We start from the raw sequence: 24,441 nt of genomic DNA on the forward strand, positions 1-24,441 counted from the left end.
AGTGATTCGTAAAAAGCTAGGACTTATGACTAGAGTCTAATCCACTTTTCAGGAATGAGATCGCTAGTATCCTGATGACCCGCAGCAAACCAGCGCTGGGGCGCAATGACGATTTTATTGGGATTGTTATTGAGCCAAGCTCCCCACCAGCTAAAAGAGCTATTGGCAATAATATTGTGCCGACACAAAGACATCAGATGAAGGTCAATAGCTTCTTGACCATCAGGGCTGGGCTCAATAAAACGTATTGGCGCTGCTAGTTTGAGATTATTTTTGACCCACTCGTAATCATCACTAAAAACATAGAAATTTGCGTTGGGCACTTGCTCACAAACTAGTCCAGCAGCTTGCTGATACCAATTTAAAGAACAAAGACCATGAAAAGCGGTAGTTGCTGGATCGGCTACATAGTCCCCGCGGCGCACATGGAGTGCCACAGCATGTTCGTCATTTTGGATAGCCTGAGCTAAATCTGTTTGAAATGAGCTTAATGGAATCGCCAGACAAAGGTCTTGCAGTAATTGAGTGCGAATTGAGGCGAAGTACTTTTCACTTTGCCAGTAACCATCTACATAAGAATGATCTGGCGCAAGTAAAGCTGTGGGATTGAAAGAAAACTGCGCTTCACGAATCAATGTGAGAGGTTGGGATGTCAGCTTTCTGAACCATTGCAGGAGGATGTTAAGGCGTCGCCCAATACGATTTTCGGGAAAGAGCCAGAAATGGGTAGAAGGTCGAGCTTGGATTTGAAAAGAATCTAAGCGATAGTTGCGGAGCGGATCTTGTGAAAAGCCGCGAGTATCTAGAATTAAATCAGTGCAATGTTTGAGTGCTAAGACTCTGCCCATGGCGTACTGAAATAGCTGATTACCAAGACCACCTTTTAATCGCGCAATGATCATTTGCTTTTAAAGATATTAAGATGGCTAGCAGCTTGCTTAAGCAGCATCGCCCAGGTATAGCGCAATAGCTTGGTCAATATCGGTGGTATCTAAGATCAATTTACCTTTTTCCAAAACAATAGCTTGATTGCAATACTGTTTAATCGAATCAACACCGTGGTTGACAAATACGACTGTTGTGCCTCTATTACTAATTTCATCCATCTTTTTTAAACACTTTTTCTGAAAGGCGACGTCACCTACTGCAAGCACTTCATCTAGGATCAAAATATCCGACTCTAAATGAGCGGCTACAGAGAACGCTAAGCGCACTTGCATACCAGAGGAGTAACGTTTAAATGGGGTATCAATAAACTGCTCAATCTCAGAAAAGGCCACAATCTCATCAAACTTACGTAGTATCTCTGCCCTGGGCATACCTAAGATGGCGCCGTTGAGAAAGACATTTTCACGACCCGATAATTCAGGGTGAAAGCCAGTGCCTACTTCAAGTAAGCTCGATATTTGCCCGTCTATAGAAATTTTGCCTTCTGTAGGCTCTGTAATATGACTGAGTATCTTCAGTAAGGTAGATTTGCCAGCACCGTTGCGACCCATTACCCCTAGTTTTGCTCCCTTTTTTACTTCAAAGGAAACATCTTTTAGGGCCCAAAAATCCTCTGAGGTGATTTGATAGGGGTCGGTTGAAACATCTCGATTGGGGCGTAATTTATTGAGAATTTTACGACGGGCGTATTCAGCTAATTCTTTTAAGGAGCCTGCTGAGGCACCATGATAAAGGGTGTAACGCTTAGAGAGGTGTTCAACCTTAATGGCATAGCTCATGGATTAAATTGTATCAGCGAAGCCATCTTCGGCAGCGCGAAACACCTTGATGCCAATAAATAACAAACTAAAACAAATCACCGTAGAAAAAGCAACTCCAGGCCAGTAAGGAGTGATCGAGTCAGGGACAAGACTCCAGCGAAAACCATTAATGATTCCTGCCATGGGATTAAGTGCATAGACTATTTCCCATTTCCTGGGAACCAGAGTGTTGAGGTAACCCACGGGAGATAGGTAAATTCCTAATTGCAAGGCAAAAGGAATCAGCTGTTGAAAGTCACGATATTTTACGTTTAAGGTCGCTGCGATGAGTCCCAAGCCAATACCAAAAATGGCTGCCAAGAAAATAAAAAAAGGAAAAAAGATAATTTGCCAGCTTGGAATGATTTGATACCAAATCATCATGCCAGCCAAAATTAAAAACGAGACTAAAAAGTCGACAATAGCAACGATAAAAATAGCAGCCGGAAAAATCAGGCGCGGAAAATAAACCTTAGTCAGCATTCCAGTGTTGGTAATCAAGCAGTTACTAGTATCAGCTAGCATGTTTGAAAATAAAAACCACGGAAGCACACCAGCAAATACGACAAAGCCATAGGGCAAGCCATTGGAGTCAAGGTTTGCGATAGAGCCAAAAATGACAGTAAAGACCACCATGGTCAAAAAGGGACGAATCACGACCCAGGCAACACCAACAAAAGTTTGCTTATAGCGAACGATCAAATCACGGCGAGCCAAAAAAAACAGGAGCTCTCTACGCAGCCAAAGATTTTTCCAATAATCTTTACTGGTTTTGCCAGCTTGAATAATTTGCATGTATGGTAATCCGCTCTATTTCTGATGGTAAAACAAGGTAATAGGTAATTATATCGATACAAGCCTTAAAAATCAGGGTCAAGTCGATATAATTGCCACTAAATATGGTCCAGCAAACAAGTCCCGTTTTAAATACTTTGACAAGCCAACAGGCAGGTAGGCCTGTCGCCCTAAAAGTCGGTATCGATGCTAGTAATTTGCGGCAAGGCGGAGGAGTGACTCATCTTATGGAGTTACTTGCAGTTGCCAATCCATTTGATCAAGGGATTGTAGAGGTATTTGTTTGGGGTGGTGACAAAACTTTAGATCGATTACCGCACAAACCATGGCTCACTAAATACTCCCCTAAGTCATTAAATGGCCCGCTCTGGTCCAGAGTATGGTGGCAAGTTTTTTGCCTGTCACGCGAGGTACGCAATGCCGGATGCAGCATTCTATTTGTTCCTGGGGGCAGTTATACGGGCTCCTTTCATCCGGTAGTCACCATGAGTCAAAATTTATTACCATTTGAGTGGAATGAATTAAGACGTTCTGGATTTTCCATGACTACTTTCAAAATGGCGCTATTACGCATGGTGCAATCATGGAGCTTTCACCGCTCAGAAGGCGTCATATTTTTGACCGACTATGCTAAGCATGCAGTACTTAAAGTGACGGGAAGTTTGCGTGCAAAGACTGCCGTGATTGCCCATGGTTTAAGTAAGCGTTTTGAGTTTGTTAATAAAGTTCCTCGCGGAATTTCTGAGTGCTCTCCAGAGGAGCCTTTTAAATTGATATATGTGTCGAATGTAGATGCTTACAAACATCAGATCCCAGTGTTAAGAGCAGTGCAGCAGCTGCGCCAAAAAGGATATTCACTTGACATTTCATTTATTGGCCCAGGAGTAAGTGATTCGATTGACAAGCTCAATCAGAAAATTACTCAACTAGATCCTCGTAATCAATGGGCGAGGTATTTAGGACGACTACTCTACGAGCAATTACAAGCACATTATGCCAAGGCTGATCTGGGGATATTTGCCTCTAGTTGTGAGACTTTTGGCATTATCTTGTTAGAAAAAATGGCTACCGGAATGCCAATTGCTTGCTCTAACTTAAGTTCCATGTCAGAAATTTTACGAGATGGAGGCGTGTACTTTCATCCGGAAAAAGAAGATGAGATAGTAAATGCGATTGAACAGTATTTACTCTCAACATCATTGCAGTTAAATAAACGAACCATTAGCCATCAATTAGCACAAGCATATTCTTGGGAAAAATGTGCCCAGCAAACCTTTGGCTTTTTGCGAGATATTGCATTGAGTTATCAAGTTAACTCTGGCGATAACAATTTACAAAGAGTATCGCAATGATGAGGGTCTTGATTCTCGGTGCAAGCGGCATGCTAGGAAGCGCGATGATTCGTGAGCTTTCCCGTGATTCTCAATTGCAAGTATGGGGCTCATTGCGCAGCGATGCTGATAAGGCTGCATTTTCATCTCAGATTGCAGAGCATCTGATCTCTGGTGTAGACGTATTAAACGAAGATCAGCTTACTGAGCTTTTTAAAAGAGTGGCTCCACAAGTGGCGATTAATTGCATCGGTTTGGTAAAGCAGGTCAAAGAGTCAGAGGATGAACAAAAGGCGATGGCAATTAATGCCTTATTGCCACACCAGCTTGCAAAGCTTTGTGAGCAATATGGAGCGCGCTTCATTCACTTTAGTACGGATTGTGTATTTTCAGGAACCCGAGGCAATTATCGTGAAACTGATATTCCAGATGCCCAGGATTTATATGGGCGCAGCAAATTGCTGGGAGAGCTGGATGAACCAAATACACTTACCCTACGTACTTCCATTATTGGACACGAGCTTCATGGCTCTCAGGGTCTATTAGAGTGGTTTTTGTCTCAAGAATCCACCTGTAAGGGGTTTTCCAAGGCCATTTTTTCAGGTTTGCCAACCCCCGTTTTGGCAAGCCTAGTGCATGAATTGCTCGTTAAACCCGATTTAACGGGGATTTATCATGTTTCTTCAGAGCCTATTTCAAAATATAATCTCCTTAAAGCAATTGCTGCTCAATATGGCAAGAAAATCGATATTGTGCCAAGTGATGAACTAGTAATTAATCGCTCGCTCGATTCAGAGCGTTTTTCTAAACAAACGGGATGGGTAGCGCCAAGCTGGGACGCTATGATTAAAACAATGTATACCGATAGAGCGCAACATGTTCAAAAATAAAACACTCCTCATTACTGGTGGCACTGGCTCTTTTGGTAATGCTGTTTTAGAGCACTTTTTAAATTCCGATTTTGCAGAAATTCGTATTTTTAGTCGGGATGAGAAAAAGCAAGAGGATATGCGTTTGGCTTTAAAAAATCCTAGGGTCAAATTTTATATAGGTGATGTTCGAAATTACAACAGCATTAATGATGCTATGCGTGGCGTAGATTATGTATTTCATGCGGCTGCTTTAAAGCAAGTGCCTTCATGCGAGTTTTATCCCATGGAGGCAGTGCAAACCAATATTTTGGGCGCAGAAAATGTCATGCGCTCTGCCATTGCCAATGAAGTGAGTCGTTGCGTAGTGCTTAGTACAGATAAAGCGGTGTATCCAATTAATGCAATGGGCATCTCTAAAGCCATGATGGAAAAAATTATGGTTGCTCAATCACGTCTTTGTGATCCGAAAAAAACTGTTTTGTGTGCAACCCGCTATGGCAATGTGATGGGATCCCGTGGTTCAGTCATCCCATTGTTTGTAAAACAGCTATTGGCTAAAGAGCCCTTAACAATCACCGATCCCACCATGACTCGTTTTTTGATGTCCCTCAAAGATTCGGTCGACTTAGTCATGTACGCCTTTACCCATGCTCAGCCTGGCGACATTTTTGTACAAAAGGCGCCAGCTGCTACGATTGCTGATTTGGCGACTGCGCTTCAGCAGTTATTGAAAACCAATGTACCCGTTAATATTATTGGTACTCGTCACGGCGAAAAGCTTTATGAGAGCTTAGTCTCTCGTGAGGAGATGGCAAGATCTGAAGACCGCGAAGGATATTATCGAATCGCTGCGGATACTCGTGATCTCAATTACGACAAATACTTCACCCAAGGTGAGGTTGCTGTTTCAGAAAATGAAGATTACACCTCACACAATACCCAGCGCTTAGATGTAGAAGGCATCAAAAAGACGCTCTTGCCATTAGATATCATTCAGAAGGCGATGCATGCTTAATACCAAAGTTGCTAACAATGTGACAGCTAAGTTAAAAGTCATGACGATTGTGGGTACGCGTCCTGAGATTATTCGTTTATCTAGAGTCATTGCCAAGTTAGATCAGTATTGTGATCACATCCTAGTTCATACGGGGCAGAACTATGACTATGAACTCAATGAAATCTTCTTTAAAGAATTAGGTATTCGAAAGCCTGATGTATTTTTAGAAGCGGCTGGCGAAACTGCTGCTCAGACCATTGGCAAGGTCATTATGGCTGCTGATGCGGCGTTCGAGCAGTATCAACCCCAGGCGCTCCTAATTTTAGGTGATACCAATAGTGCCTTATCTATTATTCCAGCAAAGCGTCGGCATATTCCGATATTTCATATGGAGGCTGGTAATCGTTGCTTTGATGATCGGGTTCCAGAAGAGATTAATCGCCGTATTGTCGATCACACTGCAGATATTCATTTACCTTATAGCCAGATTGCGCGCGAGTATTTATTGCGCGAGGGTTTACCGCCAGATCAAATCATTAAAACTGGCAGTCCGATGCGTGAGGTGCTTGATTTCTATGCCAAGCCCATTAGCCAATCTAAAGTGTTAAGCAGCTTAGGCTTGAAAGAGGGTGAGTATTTTGTGGTGAGTGCGCACCGCGAGGAGAATGTAGACTCACCTGAGCGCCTACAAAAACTATTAGATGTATTAAATGCAGTTGCTGATCGATATGATTTGCCGATAATTGTTTCCACCCACCCGCGTACTATAGCGCGACTGGAAAAGCTCAATAGCAAAACGCACGCAAAGATTCAGTATTTAAAGCCCTTTGGTTTTTTTGATTACGTTCATCTTCAGGTCCATTCAAAGTGTGTGCTATCTGATAGCGGAACCATCACAGAAGAATCTGCGATTCTCAATTTTCCTGCACTCAATTTGCGCTCCGCCCATGAACGCCCAGAAGGCTTTGAAGAGGCCTCAGTCATGCTGGTTGATCTTGGTGTGGATAGAGTATTGCAAGCTCTTGACGTATTAAAAGACCAGCCAAGAGGTCGGGAAAGAATGTTGCAAATCCCTGAGGATTATCAAGTTGCCAATGTATCAGATAAGGTACTTCGCATTATCCAGAGCTATACGGGATTCATTAATACCAAAGTTTGGAAAAAGTAGTTTGAAATTCCAGCTGCAATCCCAAACTCATCCGCGAAATAAGTAGATAGATAATCAAGTTATGCATATTCTGATTATTAGTGATGCATATCCTCCCATGCGCACTTCTTGCGCAACACAAATTTATGATTTAGCTCAAGCATTTATAGGGCAAGACCATAAGGTTTCTATCATTATCCCCGCGCACTCCCAAAAGAATGTAGTAGAAATTTCTAATGCAGACGGGCCGACAGTCTATTCGGTTCGGTGTTTTAAAACTAAAGATGTTGGTTATGCTCGTCGCACCATAGCTGAGTTCATTAATCCTTTTGTCATTGGATTTCACCTCAAAAGAAATTCAAACTTTATAGGTCAAAAAATAGATGGCATTGCGTGGTATTCGCCTACAGTTTTTTGGGGTCCATTGGTAAGACAGTTAAAGGCAATATTTAATTGTAAGGCCTACTTAATATTGAGAGATATTTTTCCAGACTGGGCTCTTGATCTTGGGATATTAAAGAAAAATTTAATTTATGCCTTTTTTAAAAAGGTAGAGCGCTATCAGTATAGTCAAGCTGATTGTATTGGCGTTCAATCACCAAACAATATTAGTTACTTGCAAAAAAATAATAAAGAACTCGCAGTGCCAATCGAAGTACTTTGGAATTGGATGGGAATAACAAACTCTAAAAAATCCTCAATCGTAATTTGTGATGGCCCTTTAAAAGGTAGAAATATTTTTATATATGCAGGTAATCTGGGGATTGCACAAGGAATAGATTGCTTGATAGATCTAGTAATACAGTTAAAGGACAATAAAGACATAGGTTTTATTTTCGTTGGGCGGGGAAGTGAAAAACCTCGTTTACAGGAAGCCGTCAAGAAATTCGATATACAAAATGTTCTTATTTATGATGAAATCCCTCTAGAGGAGATTTTAAGCCTGTATGAGCAGTGTGATTTTGGTTTGCTGACTCTAGATAGTCGTCATCAAACACATAATATTCCTGGAAAGTTTTTGTCATATATGCAGGCAAAATTACCAGTTTTTTCAATTATTAACCCAGGAAATGACTTGGAGAACATTATTAAGGAGAGGCAATTAGGTGTTTCCCTTGCCAAACCCAGTAGGGTAAATTTGAAAACTCAGGTGCTGGATCTTGTACTAATGAAAAACAAGCAAGAATTTTCTAATAACTCTTTTGAAACTATTATGACTGAGTTATTTAATCCAATTAATGCTTGTCAGCAGATAATTAAGTATTTTGGTAAGCATACATAGCAAGCTCTAGGCATTATCTGAGAAGATTAATTCAGTAAAATCGTTTATTCTTCCAAAAAAGGAAATTATTAATAATCATGAAAACTGATCCATACCGCATAGATAGCCACAAATTAATGTATCACCCAAAAAGGGTTGCTCAATTTTTAGAGGTTGGGGATGAGTGGGATAGGGCTAAAAATTTTTATCCTATTTATGTAGAAGTTTCCCCCGTTGGAGCATGCAACCATCGTTGTACATTTTGTGCCGTAGACTATATTGGATATAAGAGCCAAATGCTTGACCCCAATATTTTTTCTGAGCGCGTTAGAGAAATGGGTAGACTCGGCGTAAAAAGTATTATGTTTGCTGGTGAAGGTGAACCACTTTTGCATAAAAAAATCAACGAAATGGTTCGAGCCACCAAAGAGGGTGGAATTGATGTTTCATTTACTACGAATGCAACGGTACTAAACCAACGTTTTTTGGAAGAATCCTTAGCCTTAACTTCTTGGATTAAGGTTTCAATGAATGCTGGAACAGCGCAGACATATGCAAAAGTTCATCAAACCAAAGAAAAAGATTTTGATCGTGTAGTCGATAATCTAAAAAAAGCAGTTGAATACAAAAGAGAGCATGATTTAAATTGCGTGATAGGAGTTCAATCTCTTCTTTTGCCAGAGAATGCTAGTGAGATGGAAACGCTAGCTCTACTATGTCGAGATGAAATTGGCTTGGATTACTTGGTTATCAAGCCATATTCCCAACATTTATTTAGCAATACCAAGATTTATCAAGATATTAATTACACCAACTATTTGAATATGGCCCAATCCTTAGAGAGCCTAAGTAATTCTTCTTTTAAGGTAATTTTTAGAGCCAATACAATGAAGAAACATATAGAGAATGAGTCAACTAGATACAAAAGTTGCAATGCAACTCCATTCTTTTGGGCCTATATTATGGCTGATGGATCTTTGTATGGATGTAGCGCATATTTACTGGATCAAAAATTCGACTACGGCAATATTAATCAGTTGTCATTTCAAGAAATATGGCAAGGAGAAAAAAGAAAGGAAAATTTTCATTACGTAAAGCATGAGCTAGACATCAAGGAGTGCAGAAAGAATTGCAGAATGGATGAGGTAAATAGGTATCTGTTTGATTTAACCGAAAGTCGCATAGAACATTTGAACTTTATCTAAAAATGAGAACGATCATAACGGGGGGTGCCGGTTTTATAGGAAGTCACTTGGCCGAGCTATTGGTTGAAAGGGGGCATTCAGTTCTTGTGATTGATAATTTAAATTCAGGAAAACTAGAGAATCTCTCATCTTTAAAAGACAACCCTGATGTTAAATTTGTTAATGCTGATATTCGAAATTACGCAGAAATTGAATATTTATTCAACGACACAGATTGGGTATTTCACTTAGCTGGTTTAGCCGATATAGTGCCATCGATAGAGAACCCTGATTTGTACTATGCAGTAAACGCTACAGGAACTTTAAATGTTCTTCAGGCAGCAAAAGAGCATGATATTAAGCGTTTAGTATATGCAGCTTCTTCTTCATGCTATGGAATACCGGTAGAGTATCCAACTCCAGAATCATCAGCGATTCAACCTTTGTATCCCTATGCATTAACCAAATATCTTGGCGAAGAAATAGTATTGCATTGGGGAAAGGTTTATGGGGTGCCAGTAATTTCTTTGAGATTATTTAACGTGTACGGCCCTCGATCACGTACAACAGGGACTTATGGCGCTGTCTTTGGTGTGTTTATGGCTCAAAAGTTGAAAAATAGGCCTTTTACGGTTGTCGGAGACGGTTCGCAAACTAGGGACTTTACATTTGTAACCGATGTAGCAAATGCCTTTTTGAGGGCCGCTGAAAGTGAGCTAAATTTGGAGGTGTTTAATGTAGGTAGTGGTCAACATTACAGCGTTAATTATTTAGTCAATTTACTTGGTGGTAAGGTAACTTACCTGCCAAAAAGACCGGGGGAGCCGGATTGTACGTTTGCAGATATTGATAAAATTACTTCAAAGTTAAAATGGAAACCAGAAGTTTCGTTTGAACTAGGTGTGAATACTATGATTGAAAACATAGAAAGCTGGAAAGATGCTCCTATATGGGATAAAGATACCATTAACGAAGCAACTAAAACTTGGTTTCAATTTCTTGGCGATAAGAGTAATGCAAGCTAATCAAAATTTTTACCTTAACCAAGTAAATTTATTTACAGAAGTTTTAAAAAACTGCCTAGTAACCAATGCAGAAGGGAAAGTTGAGGTTTTAGAAAAGTCCTTAACAGCTGTTGTTGACATGCTAAATTCATTAAGAACTAATAAAAGTGACCTTTATATAATCGGTAATGGAGGGAGTGCATCTGTTGCAAGTCATGCGGTAATCGACTTTTTAAATGTTGGCAAGATCAAAGCCCATGTGATGCATGAGTCTCCAGTAATAACTTGCATGGCTAATGATTATGGGTTTGAAAATTGCTATTCCCAACAAATTCCGGTGTTTTTGGATTCCAAAAGCATATTAATCGCTATTAGTAGTAGTGGTAACTCAAGAAATATATGTAATGCTGTTCAGGCAGCAAAAAATGTAGGCTCAACCATAATTACCCTTTCGGGTTTTTCTGAAAAAAATACTTTACGGTCAATGGGAACGCTAAATTTTTATCTAAATTCCTCTGAATACGGCATGGTAGAAATTGGGCATCAGTTTATTTTGCATAATTTGGCTGATCGGATCCGATTGCAAATGAACGCGCATATATGAACAATAATAAAATTGTCGATATAGAGATGTTAGGCGATATTGCAAGCAAATTTAAGGCGGGCGGCAAGCGTATTGTTCTATGTCATGGAGCTTTTGATTTACTACATACAGGCCATATTCGTCATCTTCAAAGTGCACGCCAAAGTGGTGATGTATTGATAGTCACAACTACAGCTGATCAATATATTAAAAAAGGGCCCGGAAGGCCAGTATTTAACGAGCATTTGCGTGCGGAAAACTTAGCAGCACTAGAGTGCGTTGATTATGTAGCTATCATTCATGGGCCAACTGCAGAAGAAGCGCTAAAAATAATTAAGCCAGCGGTTTATGCTAAAGGTAGCGACTATAAATCACACACGCAAGATATTACGGGGAATATAGTATTGGAACAAACAGCAGTAGAGAAATATGGGGGAAAAATTCTCTTTACTGATGAAATTACATTTAGCTCAAGCAATTTACTGAATGCTCATTTTGATGTATTTACTCCAGAAATTAAAGAATTTTTATTAACATTTAAAGTAAATCATTCAGAAAATTTACTTAAAGACTTGGTTTCATCCTTATCTGATTTAAATGTTTTGGTTGTAGGTGATTCAATAATAGATGAGTACCAATACTGTTCACCTCTAGGTCAAACAGGTAAGGGAAATTTTCATTCAGTTCGATATGAATCTAAGGAGAAATTTGCAGGTGGATCAGTCGCCGTTGCTAACCATGTGGCTAACTTTGCAAAATCCGTTACTTTATTAAGTGGAATTGGAAATTCTGAGGGGGATGAAGCTTTTATCTTAAAGAAGTTATCAACAAATATAAATCCGAAATTATTTAAATTTAATGATGCACCTACAGTAAAAAAGACTAGATTTGTCGGTGCTGATTTGGAAAAATTATTTGAAGTGTATTTCATAAATGAGAATGCTGTAACACCAGAATTTGAGAGGGAAATTTGTTCTTGGATCAAAAAAAATACAAGGGAATTTGATCTCGTAATTATTCCGGATTTTGGTAATGGCTTAATTACTCCTGAAATGGCTAGAGCGCTAGAAAAAGAATCAAAATTTCTTGCAGTCAATACTCAAATTAATAGCGGCAACAGAGGATTTCACGTAATTAATAAGTATCTTCATGCTGATTTCATTTCATTGAATGAGCCAGAATTACGCTTAGCTACGCATAATAAAACAGATTCGATCGAATCCTTAGCTTTGGAGGTTTGTGAAAAGCTAGGGGCACAAATGTTGGCAGTAACCCGTGGGAAAAAAGGAGTGATGATTTATGATAAAAAGCAAAACAAATATCATAATATTCCCGCTCTTGCTACCAAGGTAATTGATCGTGTAGGAGCTGGAGATGCATTTTTAGCAGTTGCAAGTATGTTTTTGGCTAAAAAATTAGAGGGAGATATAGTTGGTTTTATGGGCAGTATCAGCGCTGCTCTTGATGTACAGATAATCTGCAATAGAGAATCTGTTAACTCTATAGACTTTCAAAAATATCTAACAACACTAATGAAGTGATTGCTTTCAGAAATCATACAAATAAACCGCTTTAGGTTTTTCAAAAATTATCACATATTAGAGATAAGCCAATGAGCCAATCTGCTTCTAAAAAAGGTATTAGCTTTATAGTTCCAGCGCTAAATGAAGAAAAAAACTTAGCTTTGAGCGTGGAGTCTATAGAGAATTCTATTAATGGAATTATTAATGATTATGAAATAATCATTATCAACGACGGTAGCCAAGATAACACGGCAAGGATAGCCGATTCAATTCAAGAGGTAAACCCAAGGGTGAGTGTTATTCATCACTCATCAAACTTGGGTTTAGGCAAGGCATATTTTACGGGTGCGTTTAAAGCTAAGTTCCCGTATATTTTATTAGTTCCAGGGGATAACGAAAATGGAGAAAATGCGATTCGCCCTCTCCTTGGATCTTTAGGCGAGGTCGATATCATTGTGCCCTTCCCCGCGAACAATGAGGAAAGAGGTTTTGTCAGAAGCTCAATTTCTAAAATCTTTACAAGGTTAGTTAATCTATTGGCTGGATTAAATTTGAAATATTACAATGGTTCAGTAATTCACACGCGCAACTTACTACTAACTTGCCCTTTAAAAACCTCTGGATTTGGTTATCAGGCTGAAATATTAGTAAATCTAATTAGATTGGGCGCTTCTTATAAGGAGATACCTATAGTCTTAAATATCAGAAGAAATAACCAACATAAGACTAATGCATTTAAAGTAAAAAATATTTTGAATGTAGGCGTATCTTTATTAAAAATATTTAAAATCAGGTTAACGGTGAAAAACCATAACCTTAATTAAAGTTATCAATTAGATAGCATGCACTCAGCACACAAAAAATATTTTGATAGCATAATTTTTTTTTCGAGAATTCATCCAGCATATTTTTTATTCCTTTTATGGGTCCTCATATCATTCTTTAAATCTTATTTAATTCACGAATCATTTGGCCCTAGAATTTTAGGGGATGAAGTCATTTATCGCATGTATGCCAATGCAATATTTAATTTATTTCCCTATCAAATATGTAATAAATTAACAAATTTCTGTGGACAACTTGCAGTAGATCCGCTTTATCCTCCAGGTTATCCAGTTTTTTTAGCAATTGTTCGGTTTTTTACCTCGAGTGATTTGATTTCAACAGTAAAAATTGCAAATGTGTTGGTATCAACACTTGTTATGTTTCCAATTTATGGGATTACTAGACGATTTTGTAAATGCTCTACAGCTCTTATAGCGGCAATAGTTTCGGGAGTAGCTCCCTTTTCATTCTTTTTTTCCGCATCATTGATGAGCGAAAATTTATTTATTTTTTTGTACTTTACCCTGATATATTTAGCAGTCATAAGTCCAAAATATGAAAGTTTAAATGCATTTATGTTTGGTATGATGATTGCATTTAATTTTCTGACTAAATATATTTTTCTAATCTCAGCCCCATTTATATTTGGGATTTATATTTTTAGCTGGTGTAGTCGAAATAATCTTAAGATAAGTTCGTGGCAGGCCCTAAGGCCCTTAATAAAAATTGTTTTCTATTTTTCCTTTGGCATTGCGATTATTGAGAGCATATGGTTAATCTACGCATTAAATTCAAACATAAATTTGCAGTATGCTTTTGGTTTTCAGCCAGGCTTAAGTGGTTCGGCTTTAGTGGGTGAGCGTTCCATACATTTGCTCTTGCTTTATACGGTTTTACATTTTGGCGCACTAATAGTTGCAATTTTACCCATTCTTTTTCCAATACTAATTTTTATCTTTGATAAGAGCATTTCTAAAAGTAGAGAATTTAAGATCTATGCCTATTTTGTTTTAGGAAATTTAATTTTTTTATGGTTATTCACATCTCACTATATTTGGGTTGCCGCTTATTTACTTCAACTGGCATTAAAAGTAAATGTTATGGACGTACAGCATCTTCTACATCCAATCAGTGAGAGATACTTTGTATTTAATTTGGTTGCTTTGTTGCCAATTGTAGGGGTCACGTTGGAGTCTATATATGGACAAGTAAAAAGTAAAAAATGTATATTTAAATACTTCATTATTTTTATATTTGGCCTTTGCCTTGGTCAATTAGCCCTTAAGGTTTTATTTTCAAATGCAATATGGGCTATCCCAATAACGATTACAAATAGTTGGGCAATGTCTCCCAGCATACACTTTGCAGCTATAGATGAGAAAACGTTATTAATATATTTATTTTTAGGATTAATTTTTTTTATACTATTAGCTATTCCATCAGAAGGATTTAAAAAAGGATGGTTCTATATTAGTTCAAAATTTAAGATCATATTCCTAGGGACTTGCTTTGCGATAGCATGTTTATATCAAGGAATGGAATCTACGAGAGTAATCTGGAGCAATAATGCATTAGGTTCTATTGGGTGTGCTGGGCTTAATATTGGGGCTGAATTAAAGCATAAAATCAGTAATTTACCGATAAATAATCAAGGTATCATTACAATCAATATCTCAAATGAAGTTAAAAATGAAATACTTAATAAAATCAAAATTGAGCCAACAGAAATATTAATTTCATATTGGTTAAGTTATTGGACTGGAAGAATGATTGCTGTTAATTTTACAGAGAATAATGATGCAATAAGGAACGAATCAAATTCTATTTCATTGAATGGAGAATTGCAAAGGACTTTAGTTAGCTGTGAATTGATTAAATAGGTTACTAAGATATATTTAGCAGGTATTAAAATCTATAATTATGATGTTATTGAGACTATCTGTTAAATAGCAATTTATATTATAAGCTAATTTATAAGGTTATATGGGCAAGGAGCAAACTAATTTGAACTATGAGCTTTCTTTAGAGTTGTGGAAAACAATGTTTCGAATTAGAAGAATTGAGGAGCGAATTGCGCTGCGATACCCTGAAAATAAGATGCGCTGTCCAATTCATCTGTCTATTGGTCAAGAAGCCGTTCCTAGTGCTATAGCTGCTAATTTAAGCATTGAGGATTTTGCGGTTAGTACCCATCGTGGCCATGCTCATTATTTAGCTAAGGGAGGCAATCTACATTCATTTATTGGTGAGCTATATGGTAAGTTAAATGGTTGTTGTCTTGGGAAGGGTGGCTCAATGCATTTGATTGATGCTTCTGTAGGATTCATGGGTACAACTGCGATTGTAGGTAATAGTATTCCAATTGGTGTGGGGCTTGCATTAGCATCTCAATTGAAGAATTCGGGGCAAATCAGTTGCATTTATTTGGGCGATGGCGCGGTAGAAGAAGGTGTTTTTTATGAATCAATTAATTTTTCCATAGTTCGAAAGTTACCCTCACTTTTTATTTGTGAGAATAACTTGTATTCTGTTTATAGCCCCCTAGCTATTCGGCAGCCATCTGGACGTCAAATTTTTGAAATGGTTGCAGCCATGGGAATGAAGACTGCTAATTGCGATGGAAATGATGTACTGGCTTGCAACAAGTTAGTAAAAAATGCAGTTGAACATATTCGAGCTACTGGACAACCCTTTTTTTTAGAGTTTTCTACTTATAGATGGCGTGAGCATTGTGGACCAGATTTTGATAATGATTTGGATTACAGAAGTAAAGAAGAGTTTGATTTTTGGCAATCTCGCGACCCTATTAAATTAATTGAAAGTTCGCTGTTTTTGAATCCACAATTCCAAGAAACTAAAGCTGCCTATGAAATTTTGATCGCCAATGAGATTGATATCGCCTTTAGCGCTGCAGAACTAGCCCCCTTTGGAAATTCTGAAATTGCTACCAAGGGTGTATATGCATAATATTAATGCAACCCAAGAATTAACATTTGCACAGGCGATTAATGATGCATTATTGATTGCAATGAAAATTGATCCGACCATGTTTTGCTATGGCCTGGGAATATCTGATCCTAAGACCATTTTTGGAACCACTAAAAATTTAGCCAAAGAATATGGAGATAGCAGGGTATTTGATACGCCAACTTCTGAAAATGCAATGACTGGGGTGGCTATAGGAGCAGCTATTGGCGGAATACGTTCAGTAGGCACTCATCAACGGCTCGACTTTTTTCTTTTGGCAATGGATCAATTGATCAATTCTGCTGCGAAATGGCACTATACCTATGGTATGAGTGTACCCATCACCATTAGACTCATAGTTGGGAGAGGATGGGGACAAGGTCCAACGCATTCCCAGAATTTACAAGCGATATTTGCTCATATACCTGGCTTAAGGGTGGTAATGCCAACAACCCCACGTGATGCAAAGGGTTTATTACTTGAATCGATATTTGATCCTAATCCAGTTATCTTCATTGAACATAGATGGCTACATAATATAAAAGGACATGTTCCTACTGGTGACTACCGAGTTTCGTTAGGAAGCGCTAATGTCGATAATGAGGGTGAGCACATTACTATTGTAGGAATGTCTTATTTAATGGCAGAGGCTCGAATAGCTATCGAATTTCTTAGGAAATTTGATATATCGTGTGAGTTAATTGACTTACGTTCTCTAAGCCCAATCGACTGGAGTGTTATAAAGAAGTCGGTCAATAAAACTGGGCACCTATTAGTTTTAGATACTGGCTATACAACTGGTTCGATTGCAGGTGAAATTATTGCGAAGATTTCAATGGAATGTTTTGATCAATTGAAAGCAGCACCAGTTAGGCTGGCTATGCCGGATGTACCAGAACCAGCTAGCTTTGGATTAACAAAGCGATTTTTTATAGGTGCACAAGATATTATTGGTGCAATATATAAGATATTGACACTAAATAATGTAAAAATTTTAGAAGAATCTCCCGCCGAGCCTGAGCCGCATGATACGCCCGGAAATTGGTTTAAAGGCCCCTTTTAGAAATATGACATAGCTAAGAATGGAAAATAAGTTGCAATACGCATTTATAGAAACTCCAAAGCCCTCGGTTGAATGGCATGAAATGTCTGGGGCGAATAGACTGGCAAAAATTAAAGAAACCCTAAGAAAGCATGATTTCGAAGGCAAGCTGTTAATTATCCCAATTGCCGCAAATAAAGATGGTCAAATTATCATCCGGTTTGCTGAGCCAGTTTCCGCAAGTGAAAGGGGAACTATATTATTAGATTTTGAGGAAGTATTAAAGACAGATATAGATCATTCTCTTACGGTATGGCTAGAACCCTTGGGAGATAAAAATTCATTACGTAATTTAAGAGGGATTCAGGTAAAAGAATGAGTGCATCAGTTCAAACCCAAGAAGGTGAATTAATCCTTGATTCTCATAAATTGTCCTATCACATGGACCGAGTTAATGCCTGGTCAGCAGGAGAAAGAATTGCTCCTGTAAGTGTTGATATGTCATTAACAAGAGCATGTGGAGCAATGTGCTCATTTTGCTATGCGATGATGCAGGAATCACAGGCTAGAAGTAGCATCAAAGTAAATCACGCTTTAAATTTACTAGATGATTTTGCGGAGATTGGAATTAAAAGTGTATCTTTAGTTTCTGATGGCGAAAGTACGCTAGCCAAAGCATATGTCCCCTTTATTCAACATGCATCGAAGCTGGGAATTGATGTTGGCAATGCAACCAATGGATGGGAATGGGGCCCAGAAAAAATTGAAGCAGTATTGCCATATTTAACATGGGTACGTTTCACTGTTGCAGCAGGAACACCCGAAGGTTACGCTACAGTAATGTACAAGGGTCCTGAACATACTGAAGTCTTTGATCGTGCAATCCAAAATATTAAATATGCTGTTGATTTAAAGAGAAGAAATAACCTATCAGTAACGCTTGGTATTCAAATGGTTTTAATGCCTCATTTGAAAGATGAAATTATCCCATTCGCTCAATTGGGCCTAGACTTAGGAGTGGATTATGCAGTAATAAAACATTGTTCAGACGATGAATCCCATACTCTAGGAATTAATTATCAAGAATATGAATCGTTGCATGGACTGCTTGAACAAGCCGAATCAATGAGTAACGATAAAACTAAAGTAATTGTGAAGTGGGATAAAATCAAAGATGGCGATAAACCCTCCTATAGTCGCTTTTATGGCCCACAATTTTTGCTGCAGATTAGTGGCAGTGGTTTGGTAGCCCCATCTGGTATGTTCTTTAATGCGCGCTACTCTAAGTTGCATATTGGTAATTTCACAGAAGAACGCTTCAAGGATATCTGGAATTCAGAACGTTATTGGAGAGCAATGAATTATTTAGCATCCCCAGCATTTGATGCTCGCACAATGATGGGTACGCTTCCAATTCAACACTATGTGAGTGTCGCACTCGATAATCACGCTAAAAAAATTCAATTGATTCAACCGGGGGGGGGAGTAAAGCCCCTTCATTATAATTTTTTATAAAATCCCTAAAAAATTATTTAGCGTTACATCACATGAATATATTTTCTAGGTTACAAGAAAAAATACAAACTTTAATTGAAAGTAATAGGGGAAGTAGTTTATCTTTAGTGCCAATTACCTCAATAGCCTCACGTGTATTGTTTGAGAAGGTAAAAAGCGGGGAGAATGTACAAAAAGATATATTGTTATGCAAATATCTAATTCAAAAATCAAATCTAAATATATTTACTGTTCATGGGTATTGCATTCCTTGCAAGAAAAAAACTGAATTTATTGTTGATGGTCAATTTGGTGGAGAAGTAAAAAATGGCATTTTGAGACCTAATTGGCGTGAACGCATGGAGTGTAAGTATTGCAGAATGAATAATCGGCAAAGATTGATTGCTGGATTAATAATGCAAAAAGCTAAAAATAAAAGACTTTCCATCTATTTTATGGAGCAAGTGACCCCAATATATCTGTGGGCTAAAAAATACTTAGGAAGCAGACATCGAATAACTGGAAGTGAATACCTTGGATATGAGTACAAGGGCGGAGAAATTATTAATGGAATTCAGCATGAGAATGTAGAAATGCTAAGTTTTAAAGATAATGAATTTGATCTGATTATTAGCAATGATGTATTTGAGCATGTGCCAAATCCAGATATTGCTTTTAAAGAGTGCAGCAGAGTTTTGAAACCCGGAGGTGAGATGCTGGCTACTATTCCTTTTTATGATCATCATGACTATTCAATTAAGAGAGCGATAATTGAAAATAACCAAATCGTAAACTTATTGCAACCCGAATTTCACGGCAACCCTCTATCCGAAAAAGGGGCTTTAGTTTTTAATGATTTTGGCTGGGATTTATTATCAAACATGAAGTTAAATGGATTTAACGAAGCAAATATTGAGCTTTACTTATCTGAGAAGTATGGCCATATAGGGCAGATGCAGTTAATTTTTAAACTAGTAAACTAATGATGAGGAATAGTATGGGTGATATTTCAGATACGCTTGACTCAAGAATTGTAGATGCTATAGGGTTTACTCCTGAATGGATAGGTCAACCGCTTTCTTGGGTAGGACATTTGCATTTTGCAAATTTTTTGATCAAAGAATGTCGCCCTAATATTTTTGTTGAACTTGGTACGCATTCTGGAAACTCATATTTTTCGTTTTGCCAGTCCGTAAAAGAACAAGGTATTCCTACAAAGTGTTATGCGATCGATACTTGGATTGGCGATCCTCATGCTGGTGAATATGGTAATGATGTGTATGAGGAGGTTTTGGTAAATAATAAGCAGTACTCAAATTTCTCCACTCTTTTGAGAATGACTTTTGACTCAGCTATAGCTGAATTTGAAGATAAGTCAATTGATCTATTACATATCGATGGGTTACATACCTATGATGCAGTCAAGCATGATTTCGAAAGTTGGCTGCCAAAATTAACTGAAAATGCAATTGTGCTTTTTCATGATACTCAAGTTCACTCTGCTGACTTTGGTGTTTGGAGGCTATGGCAAGAATTAAAAAATAGTTACAAGCACAATCTTGAATTTACTCACTCAAATGGATTGGGAATTTTATGTATCAACAAAAACCTAGATGAAAAAAGGTTTGAGTGGTTGTTTCAATCACCTGAAAAAGAAAACACTGTGTTCAAGTATTTTACTGAAGTGGGAAATAACTTAAGTAATTACGAAAAAGATAAATTTGTTATACAAAAACTACTTGAATTATTAAATATAGAATTGACTTTAAAAGATGAGCAAAATGAAGTTACTAAATTTAATAAGCTCAAGATAACTATACAAAATTTACAAAGAGAATTGCGAACAAAGTCTGCATTAATGTATGAAGCAGAAAATACAAAAAATAAACTTCAAATTGACCTCCTCAATGTTATAAATTCAAGATCATGGAAAATTACTTTACCAGTTAGAGAGTTAAACAGGTGGCTCAAGTCTCCCAAACAACAACTAAATCGTTATTTAGAGCTTTTTATAAATAACCCAAAAGTTTTCCTTTCAGAAAAAAATAAAAATAAGATTTGGAAATATATAAATGGCAGTGAATCGGGTCAATACGAGAAGCTGATTAAATCTGATGGACTAAGATTAATTGCTAAGATAGGTGGATCCAGTGAATTTAAAAAGGTAGAGCATTTGACCTTGGATCAAAGAGTAGATATTCTCTCTAAAATCCTTAAAGATCTAAACTGTAGACAATATGTGTCGTCATCTCCAATAGTGTCAATTATTATTCCAGTCTATGGGAAAATTGACTATACCCTGTGCGCCCTGTTATCGATATTTCACAACACACCAAAGAATAGCTTTGAGATCATCGTTATAAATGATTGCTCCTTGGATGCCACTAAGGATATTCTGGAAAATATTCAAGGGATTAATTTGGTAAACAGCTTTGAAAATAAAGGCTTTATTTCATCATGTAATATTGGAGCTAGCGTTGCCAAAGGAAAATATTTATATTTCTTGAATAATGACGTTGAAGTTTTCCCTGAATGGCTGGATGTATTAGTTGAAACTTTTAAATATTTCCCTGGGACCGGTTTGGTTGGGTCCAAATTAATTTATCCTGATGGAAGATTGCAAGAGGCTGGAGGAATTATTTGGCGGGATGGTAGTGCATGGAATTTCGGGCGAAATGCAAATTCGCTCGATCCTGTATTTAATTATGCACGTGAGGTTGATTATTGTTCTGGCGCATCAATCATGATTCCTAAGAATATATTTGATTCTCTAGGTGGTTTTGATGAGCGCTATGTGCCTGCTTATTATGAAGATGTTGATATAGCATTTAAATTACGGGAAAGAGGGTATCGAGTTATCTACCAGCCACAGTCAGTTGTTATTCATTATGAAGGTGTAAGCTCAGGTACTGATATTAAATCTGGTGTTAAAGCATATCAAGAAATTAATAAAAATAAATTTTATCAACGATGGGAAAAAAAATTAGAGAATCATCAGCTGCCCGGAGAGGGTCTAGATGATGCAAAAGATAGAATGCATAAAAAACGTATATTAGTAGTTGACAATAATACTCTAACTCCTGACCAAGATGCTGGCTCTTTGCTAATCTTTAACTTATGTGTGCTGTTGAGAGATTTAGGCTTTCAAGTTACATTCATAGCCTCAGCAGCCATGATCAATGTAGAGAAACATACGCAAAGACTGCAAAAAGTTGGTATCGAGGTTGTATATGCTCCATATGTAAAAAATGTAGAGGAGCATTTAAAAATTTTAGGATTAAGATATCAGGTAGTAATGATGGTGCGTCCTGATTGCTTAATTAATGTCGTAGAACTAATTAAGCAATATTGCCCTGAGGCAAAATTAATTTTTCACACAATTGATCTTCATTTCATTAGGATGATGCGAGAGTCACTTACAAAGTCAAGTGACTCAATTATGAGTGATGCTCTTAAAATGAAGGCGTTAGAATTTAAGGCCGTTAATGAGGTTGATGTCACAATTGCAGTAACAAACGATGACGCAAAGGCATTGCAAAAAGAAATGCCTGATAAAAATATTTTTACCTTAGGACTTATTTTAGAGACATATAAAAATATAAAACCATATTCCCTCCGTGAGGGTTTAGTATTTGTTGGAGGATTTTCTCATGCACCAAATCAAGACGCTGTACTTTACTTTGTTAATGAGGTGATGCCAATGCTTTTAAAGTATCACCCTGATTTAATATTAACAATTATTGGCTCAAATATACCAGTTGAAATTACTAAATTAGAATCTAAAAATATTAATATACTTGGATATGTAGCAAATCTGAATGAAATTTTATCTAATAAATTGGTAAACATTGCCCCATTAAGATTTGGTGCTGGAATCAAAGGCAAAATAGCAAATGCCATGACCATTGGCCTGCCCAGCGTGGTAACAAAACTAGCATCCGAAGGAATGGATCTTATTGATATGGAAAATGCAATGATAGCTGATCAGCCTCATGAGATTGCACAGGCAATTGATAAGCTTATCAGGGATCCCAAACTTTGGAGTAAGCTATCCAGTAATTCTATAGTGCATGCCCAAGCTCTTTGGGGTAGTAAATATGCATCAAGTAGATTAGTTGAGTTATTTTCCTCGATTGGAATTCCTGTTAAGGTAAGTCCCCATGATTTAAAGTTATATGATGATACTTTAGCTTAATATCTTTCATGTCATTTCGACTTTTTCAGGGTCATACTTCTTATTATAGGTATTATAGTAACTGGAATGTCAGCAAGATCTTCTGGAATGATGCCTTGATTTTGGTCTGATGGAAGTCTGGGTAGTCGATTCGATATAACGTGAATGATTTTTTTAAAATTATATTCTTTACAAATCCCCTCACCCAGTAATTTTGCATTTATGTAAGCTGTAAATTCATTAGTAGGCTCGTCAATATATACCGTAGATGGATAATATATAGAAATGCTAGGACTATGTTTCGAGAAATAATTACATATCTTGTCAAAACCTTCAACATAATAATTAATATAATTAGAAACCAAACCTTCATTATTTATTTTCGAAGATTCGGCCAATATTTTTGGCGATGCAAAATAATAGATTTGATTAAATGAAGTTGGGAGATTTATATCCTCTGGATGTGTCTGAATTGAATATTGGATATAGTTACAGTTTCCTCCAGCAGCTTGAATTTCTGAAGAAAGATTCTTAGCATCACTTAGTCCAACATGGTAAGTTAAGGTAACACTTCCCCCTCCAGCGCAAATCAGTTTCGCAACTACCTCTCCTATGCCTCTTGAGCCACCAATAATTAAGGCCCTTACTTTATGAAATTCATTTTTATGGACTAGTTTAGATAAATTAAATAATGATTCACTTTTTGTGGGTTGAGGGCGGAAAAAAGCTTCAATTGATGCTGAGATTAATTTCCCTTTAGCATGAAGATCAACCTTGTTGAACCGTGCATCAAAATTGGTAATCATGAAAGAGCGTACATCACTAGGCATAAATAATTGAATATTTAATGACGCAAAAAGTGAATGTAAGCCCGGGTATTGCATGCCTACAATTTTAGAGAGAGTTGAAATTTCTAAGACAGTGTATAGCCCTAGATATTTACAAAAAAATGGAAATAAAGATTTTGCTAGTTCTATCTCACCAGATGGAATCCAATTTTGAATCTTTTCAACACTCAGATAATCAGAGGGAGATAGATTTATGGGTTCGGTTGACTTGTCAAATCGATGTTGAAATTTTAAGTCATCATAATTAATATTATCAACTGTAATTAACGAAGAAACAATGCTGATCGTAGTGACTTCTATATCGCCAGTTGCGATAGTTAGTATCTTGTTAGTATCATTCCAATAACAAGATACACTTTCATCCAGAAAAATAGGTTTTTTAAATTTACATTTATACGAAGATGGATAGATACCTATTTTTTTTATCAGTGCATCAATTGCCCACATTGAGGCATTAACTCCGTGAACAATGCAATGACCATAGAGTGTTCTTCTAGAATAGATTATATCAACATGAATGGGGTTAAAGTCACCTGATAGACGCGCAAATAAAAATTGATCATCTAAAGTAAATTTTTTAGCGCTTAGAAAAAGACCAAATTTAGAATGGCTCATTTTTTTTAATTTTACTTTACATACTATGAAT

General features: G+C 37.2%; 21 protein-coding genes. 17 read left to right on the forward strand and 4 right to left on the reverse strand.

The annotated features are described in order from the left end of the window. Nucleotides 1-29: 29 nt before the first annotated feature. The 3 genes from ICN38_RS03070 to ICN38_RS03080 are packed head-to-tail and all read right to left on the reverse strand — an operon-like array spanning nucleotide 30 to nucleotide 2,543. On the reverse strand, nucleotides 30-902 hold the full coding sequence (locus ICN38_RS03070; protein WP_216254944.1) for an alpha-1,2-fucosyltransferase: 873 nt from the start codon (nucleotides 900-902) through the stop codon (nucleotides 30-32). A 36-nt stretch (nucleotides 903-938) separates the two neighbouring features. Further along, nucleotides 939-1,727 carry an ABC transporter ATP-binding protein gene (locus ICN38_RS03075; RefSeq protein ID WP_216254948.1) on the reverse strand — a complete coding sequence of 263 codons (789 nt, stop codon included), beginning with the start codon at nucleotides 1,725-1,727 and terminating at the stop codon, nucleotides 939-941. Nucleotides 1,728-1,730: 3 nt separating this feature from the next. Beyond that, nucleotides 1,731-2,543, reverse strand: a complete 813-nt coding sequence (locus ICN38_RS03080; RefSeq protein ID WP_216254951.1) for an ABC transporter permease — start codon at nucleotides 2,541-2,543, stop codon at nucleotides 1,731-1,733. 104 nt (nucleotides 2,544-2,647) lie between these two features. Between ICN38_RS03080 and ICN38_RS03085 the strand changes: the two genes are divergently transcribed. From ICN38_RS03085 to ICN38_RS03165, 17 genes are all read left to right on the forward strand, one after another. Next, nucleotides 2,648-3,895, forward strand: a complete 1,248-nt coding sequence (locus tag ICN38_RS03085; protein WP_216254954.1) for a glycosyltransferase family 1 protein — start codon at nucleotides 2,648-2,650, stop codon at nucleotides 3,893-3,895. Further along, nucleotides 3,892-4,764, forward strand: coding sequence for a dTDP-4-dehydrorhamnose reductase family protein (locus ICN38_RS03090; RefSeq protein WP_370624355.1), 873 nt, complete (start codon nucleotides 3,892-3,894; stop codon nucleotides 4,762-4,764). The genes ICN38_RS03085 and ICN38_RS03090 overlap by 4 nt, the downstream gene beginning before the upstream one ends. After that, nucleotides 4,751-5,761 (forward strand): polysaccharide biosynthesis protein, encoded by a 1,011-nt coding sequence (locus ICN38_RS03095; protein ID WP_216254957.1) that lies wholly within the window; start codon nucleotides 4,751-4,753, stop codon nucleotides 5,759-5,761. The genes ICN38_RS03090 and ICN38_RS03095 overlap by 14 nt, the downstream gene beginning before the upstream one ends. Continuing rightward, nucleotides 5,754-6,911, forward strand: coding sequence for a non-hydrolyzing UDP-N-acetylglucosamine 2-epimerase (gene wecB, locus ICN38_RS03100; protein WP_255562681.1), 1,158 nt, complete (start codon nucleotides 5,754-5,756; stop codon nucleotides 6,909-6,911). Before ICN38_RS03095 ends, wecB begins: the two co-directional genes overlap by 8 nt. Nucleotides 6,912-6,972: 61 nt before the next feature. Further along, nucleotides 6,973-8,172: a glycosyltransferase family 4 protein gene (locus ICN38_RS03105; protein WP_216254960.1), complete on the forward strand. Its 1,200-nt coding sequence runs from the start codon at nucleotides 6,973-6,975 to the stop codon at nucleotides 8,170-8,172. A 77-nt stretch (nucleotides 8,173-8,249) separates the two neighbouring features. Then, nucleotides 8,250-9,356: a radical SAM protein gene (locus ICN38_RS03110; RefSeq protein ID WP_216254962.1), complete on the forward strand. Its 1,107-nt coding sequence runs from the start codon at nucleotides 8,250-8,252 to the stop codon at nucleotides 9,354-9,356. Between the two features lie 2 nt (nucleotides 9,357-9,358). After that, entirely contained in the window at nucleotides 9,359-10,360 is a 1,002-nt protein-coding gene (locus ICN38_RS03115) for an SDR family oxidoreductase (protein ID WP_216254964.1), read from the forward strand. Further along, entirely contained in the window at nucleotides 10,350-10,943 is a 594-nt protein-coding gene (locus ICN38_RS03120) for an SIS domain-containing protein (protein WP_216254968.1), read from the forward strand. The genes ICN38_RS03115 and ICN38_RS03120 overlap by 11 nt, the downstream gene beginning before the upstream one ends. Next, a complete protein-coding gene (locus ICN38_RS03125) occupies nucleotides 10,940-12,463 on the forward strand; it encodes a PfkB family carbohydrate kinase (protein ID WP_216254971.1) in 1,524 nt (507 codons plus the stop codon). Before ICN38_RS03120 ends, ICN38_RS03125 begins: the two co-directional genes overlap by 4 nt. A gap of 71 nt (nucleotides 12,464-12,534) precedes the next feature. Continuing rightward, a complete protein-coding gene (locus ICN38_RS03130; protein ID WP_216254973.1) occupies nucleotides 12,535-13,269 on the forward strand; it encodes a glycosyltransferase family 2 protein in 735 nt (244 codons plus the stop codon). 18 nt (nucleotides 13,270-13,287) lie between these two features. Further along, entirely contained in the window at nucleotides 13,288-15,150 is a 1,863-nt protein-coding gene (locus tag ICN38_RS03135) for a glycosyltransferase family 39 protein (protein ID WP_216254974.1), read from the forward strand. A 160-nt stretch (nucleotides 15,151-15,310) separates the two neighbouring features. Further along, nucleotides 15,311-16,237, forward strand: coding sequence for a thiamine pyrophosphate-dependent dehydrogenase E1 component subunit alpha (locus ICN38_RS03140; protein ID WP_216255235.1), 927 nt, complete (start codon nucleotides 15,311-15,313; stop codon nucleotides 16,235-16,237). Further along, nucleotides 16,230-17,300, forward strand: coding sequence for an alpha-ketoacid dehydrogenase subunit beta (locus ICN38_RS03145; RefSeq protein ID WP_216254976.1), 1,071 nt, complete (start codon nucleotides 16,230-16,232; stop codon nucleotides 17,298-17,300). The genes ICN38_RS03140 and ICN38_RS03145 overlap by 8 nt, the downstream gene beginning before the upstream one ends. Nucleotides 17,301-17,319: 19 nt before the next feature. Continuing rightward, entirely contained in the window at nucleotides 17,320-17,658 is a 339-nt protein-coding gene (locus tag ICN38_RS03150) for a hypothetical protein (RefSeq protein WP_216254978.1), read from the forward strand. After that, nucleotides 17,655-18,794, forward strand: coding sequence for a radical SAM protein (locus ICN38_RS03155; protein WP_216254980.1), 1,140 nt, complete (start codon nucleotides 17,655-17,657; stop codon nucleotides 18,792-18,794). Before ICN38_RS03150 ends, ICN38_RS03155 begins: the two co-directional genes overlap by 4 nt. Before the next feature lie 32 nt (nucleotides 18,795-18,826). After that, on the forward strand, nucleotides 18,827-19,756 hold the full coding sequence (locus ICN38_RS03160; protein ID WP_216254982.1) for a class I SAM-dependent methyltransferase: 930 nt from the start codon (nucleotides 18,827-18,829) through the stop codon (nucleotides 19,754-19,756). Between the two features lie 14 nt (nucleotides 19,757-19,770). Next, complete coding sequence (locus ICN38_RS03165; RefSeq protein ID WP_216254984.1) at nucleotides 19,771-22,968, forward strand: class I SAM-dependent methyltransferase; 3,198 nt, start codon at nucleotides 19,771-19,773, stop codon at nucleotides 22,966-22,968. Nucleotides 22,969-22,979: 11 nt separating this feature from the next. On the opposite strand, the gene ICN38_RS03170 is transcribed toward ICN38_RS03165, so the two are convergent. Beyond that, the gene (locus ICN38_RS03170; RefSeq protein ID WP_216254989.1) at nucleotides 22,980-24,410 is read right to left on the reverse strand and encodes a MaoC/PaaZ C-terminal domain-containing protein; all 1,431 of its coding nucleotides are present in this window, start codon (nucleotides 24,408-24,410) and stop codon (nucleotides 22,980-22,982) included. Between the last annotated feature and the right edge of the window lie 31 nt (nucleotides 24,411-24,441).

Source organism: Polynucleobacter sp. AP-Melu-500A-A1 (assembly GCF_018882125.1).
Classification (GTDB): domain Bacteria; phylum Pseudomonadota; class Gammaproteobacteria; order Burkholderiales; family Burkholderiaceae; genus Polynucleobacter.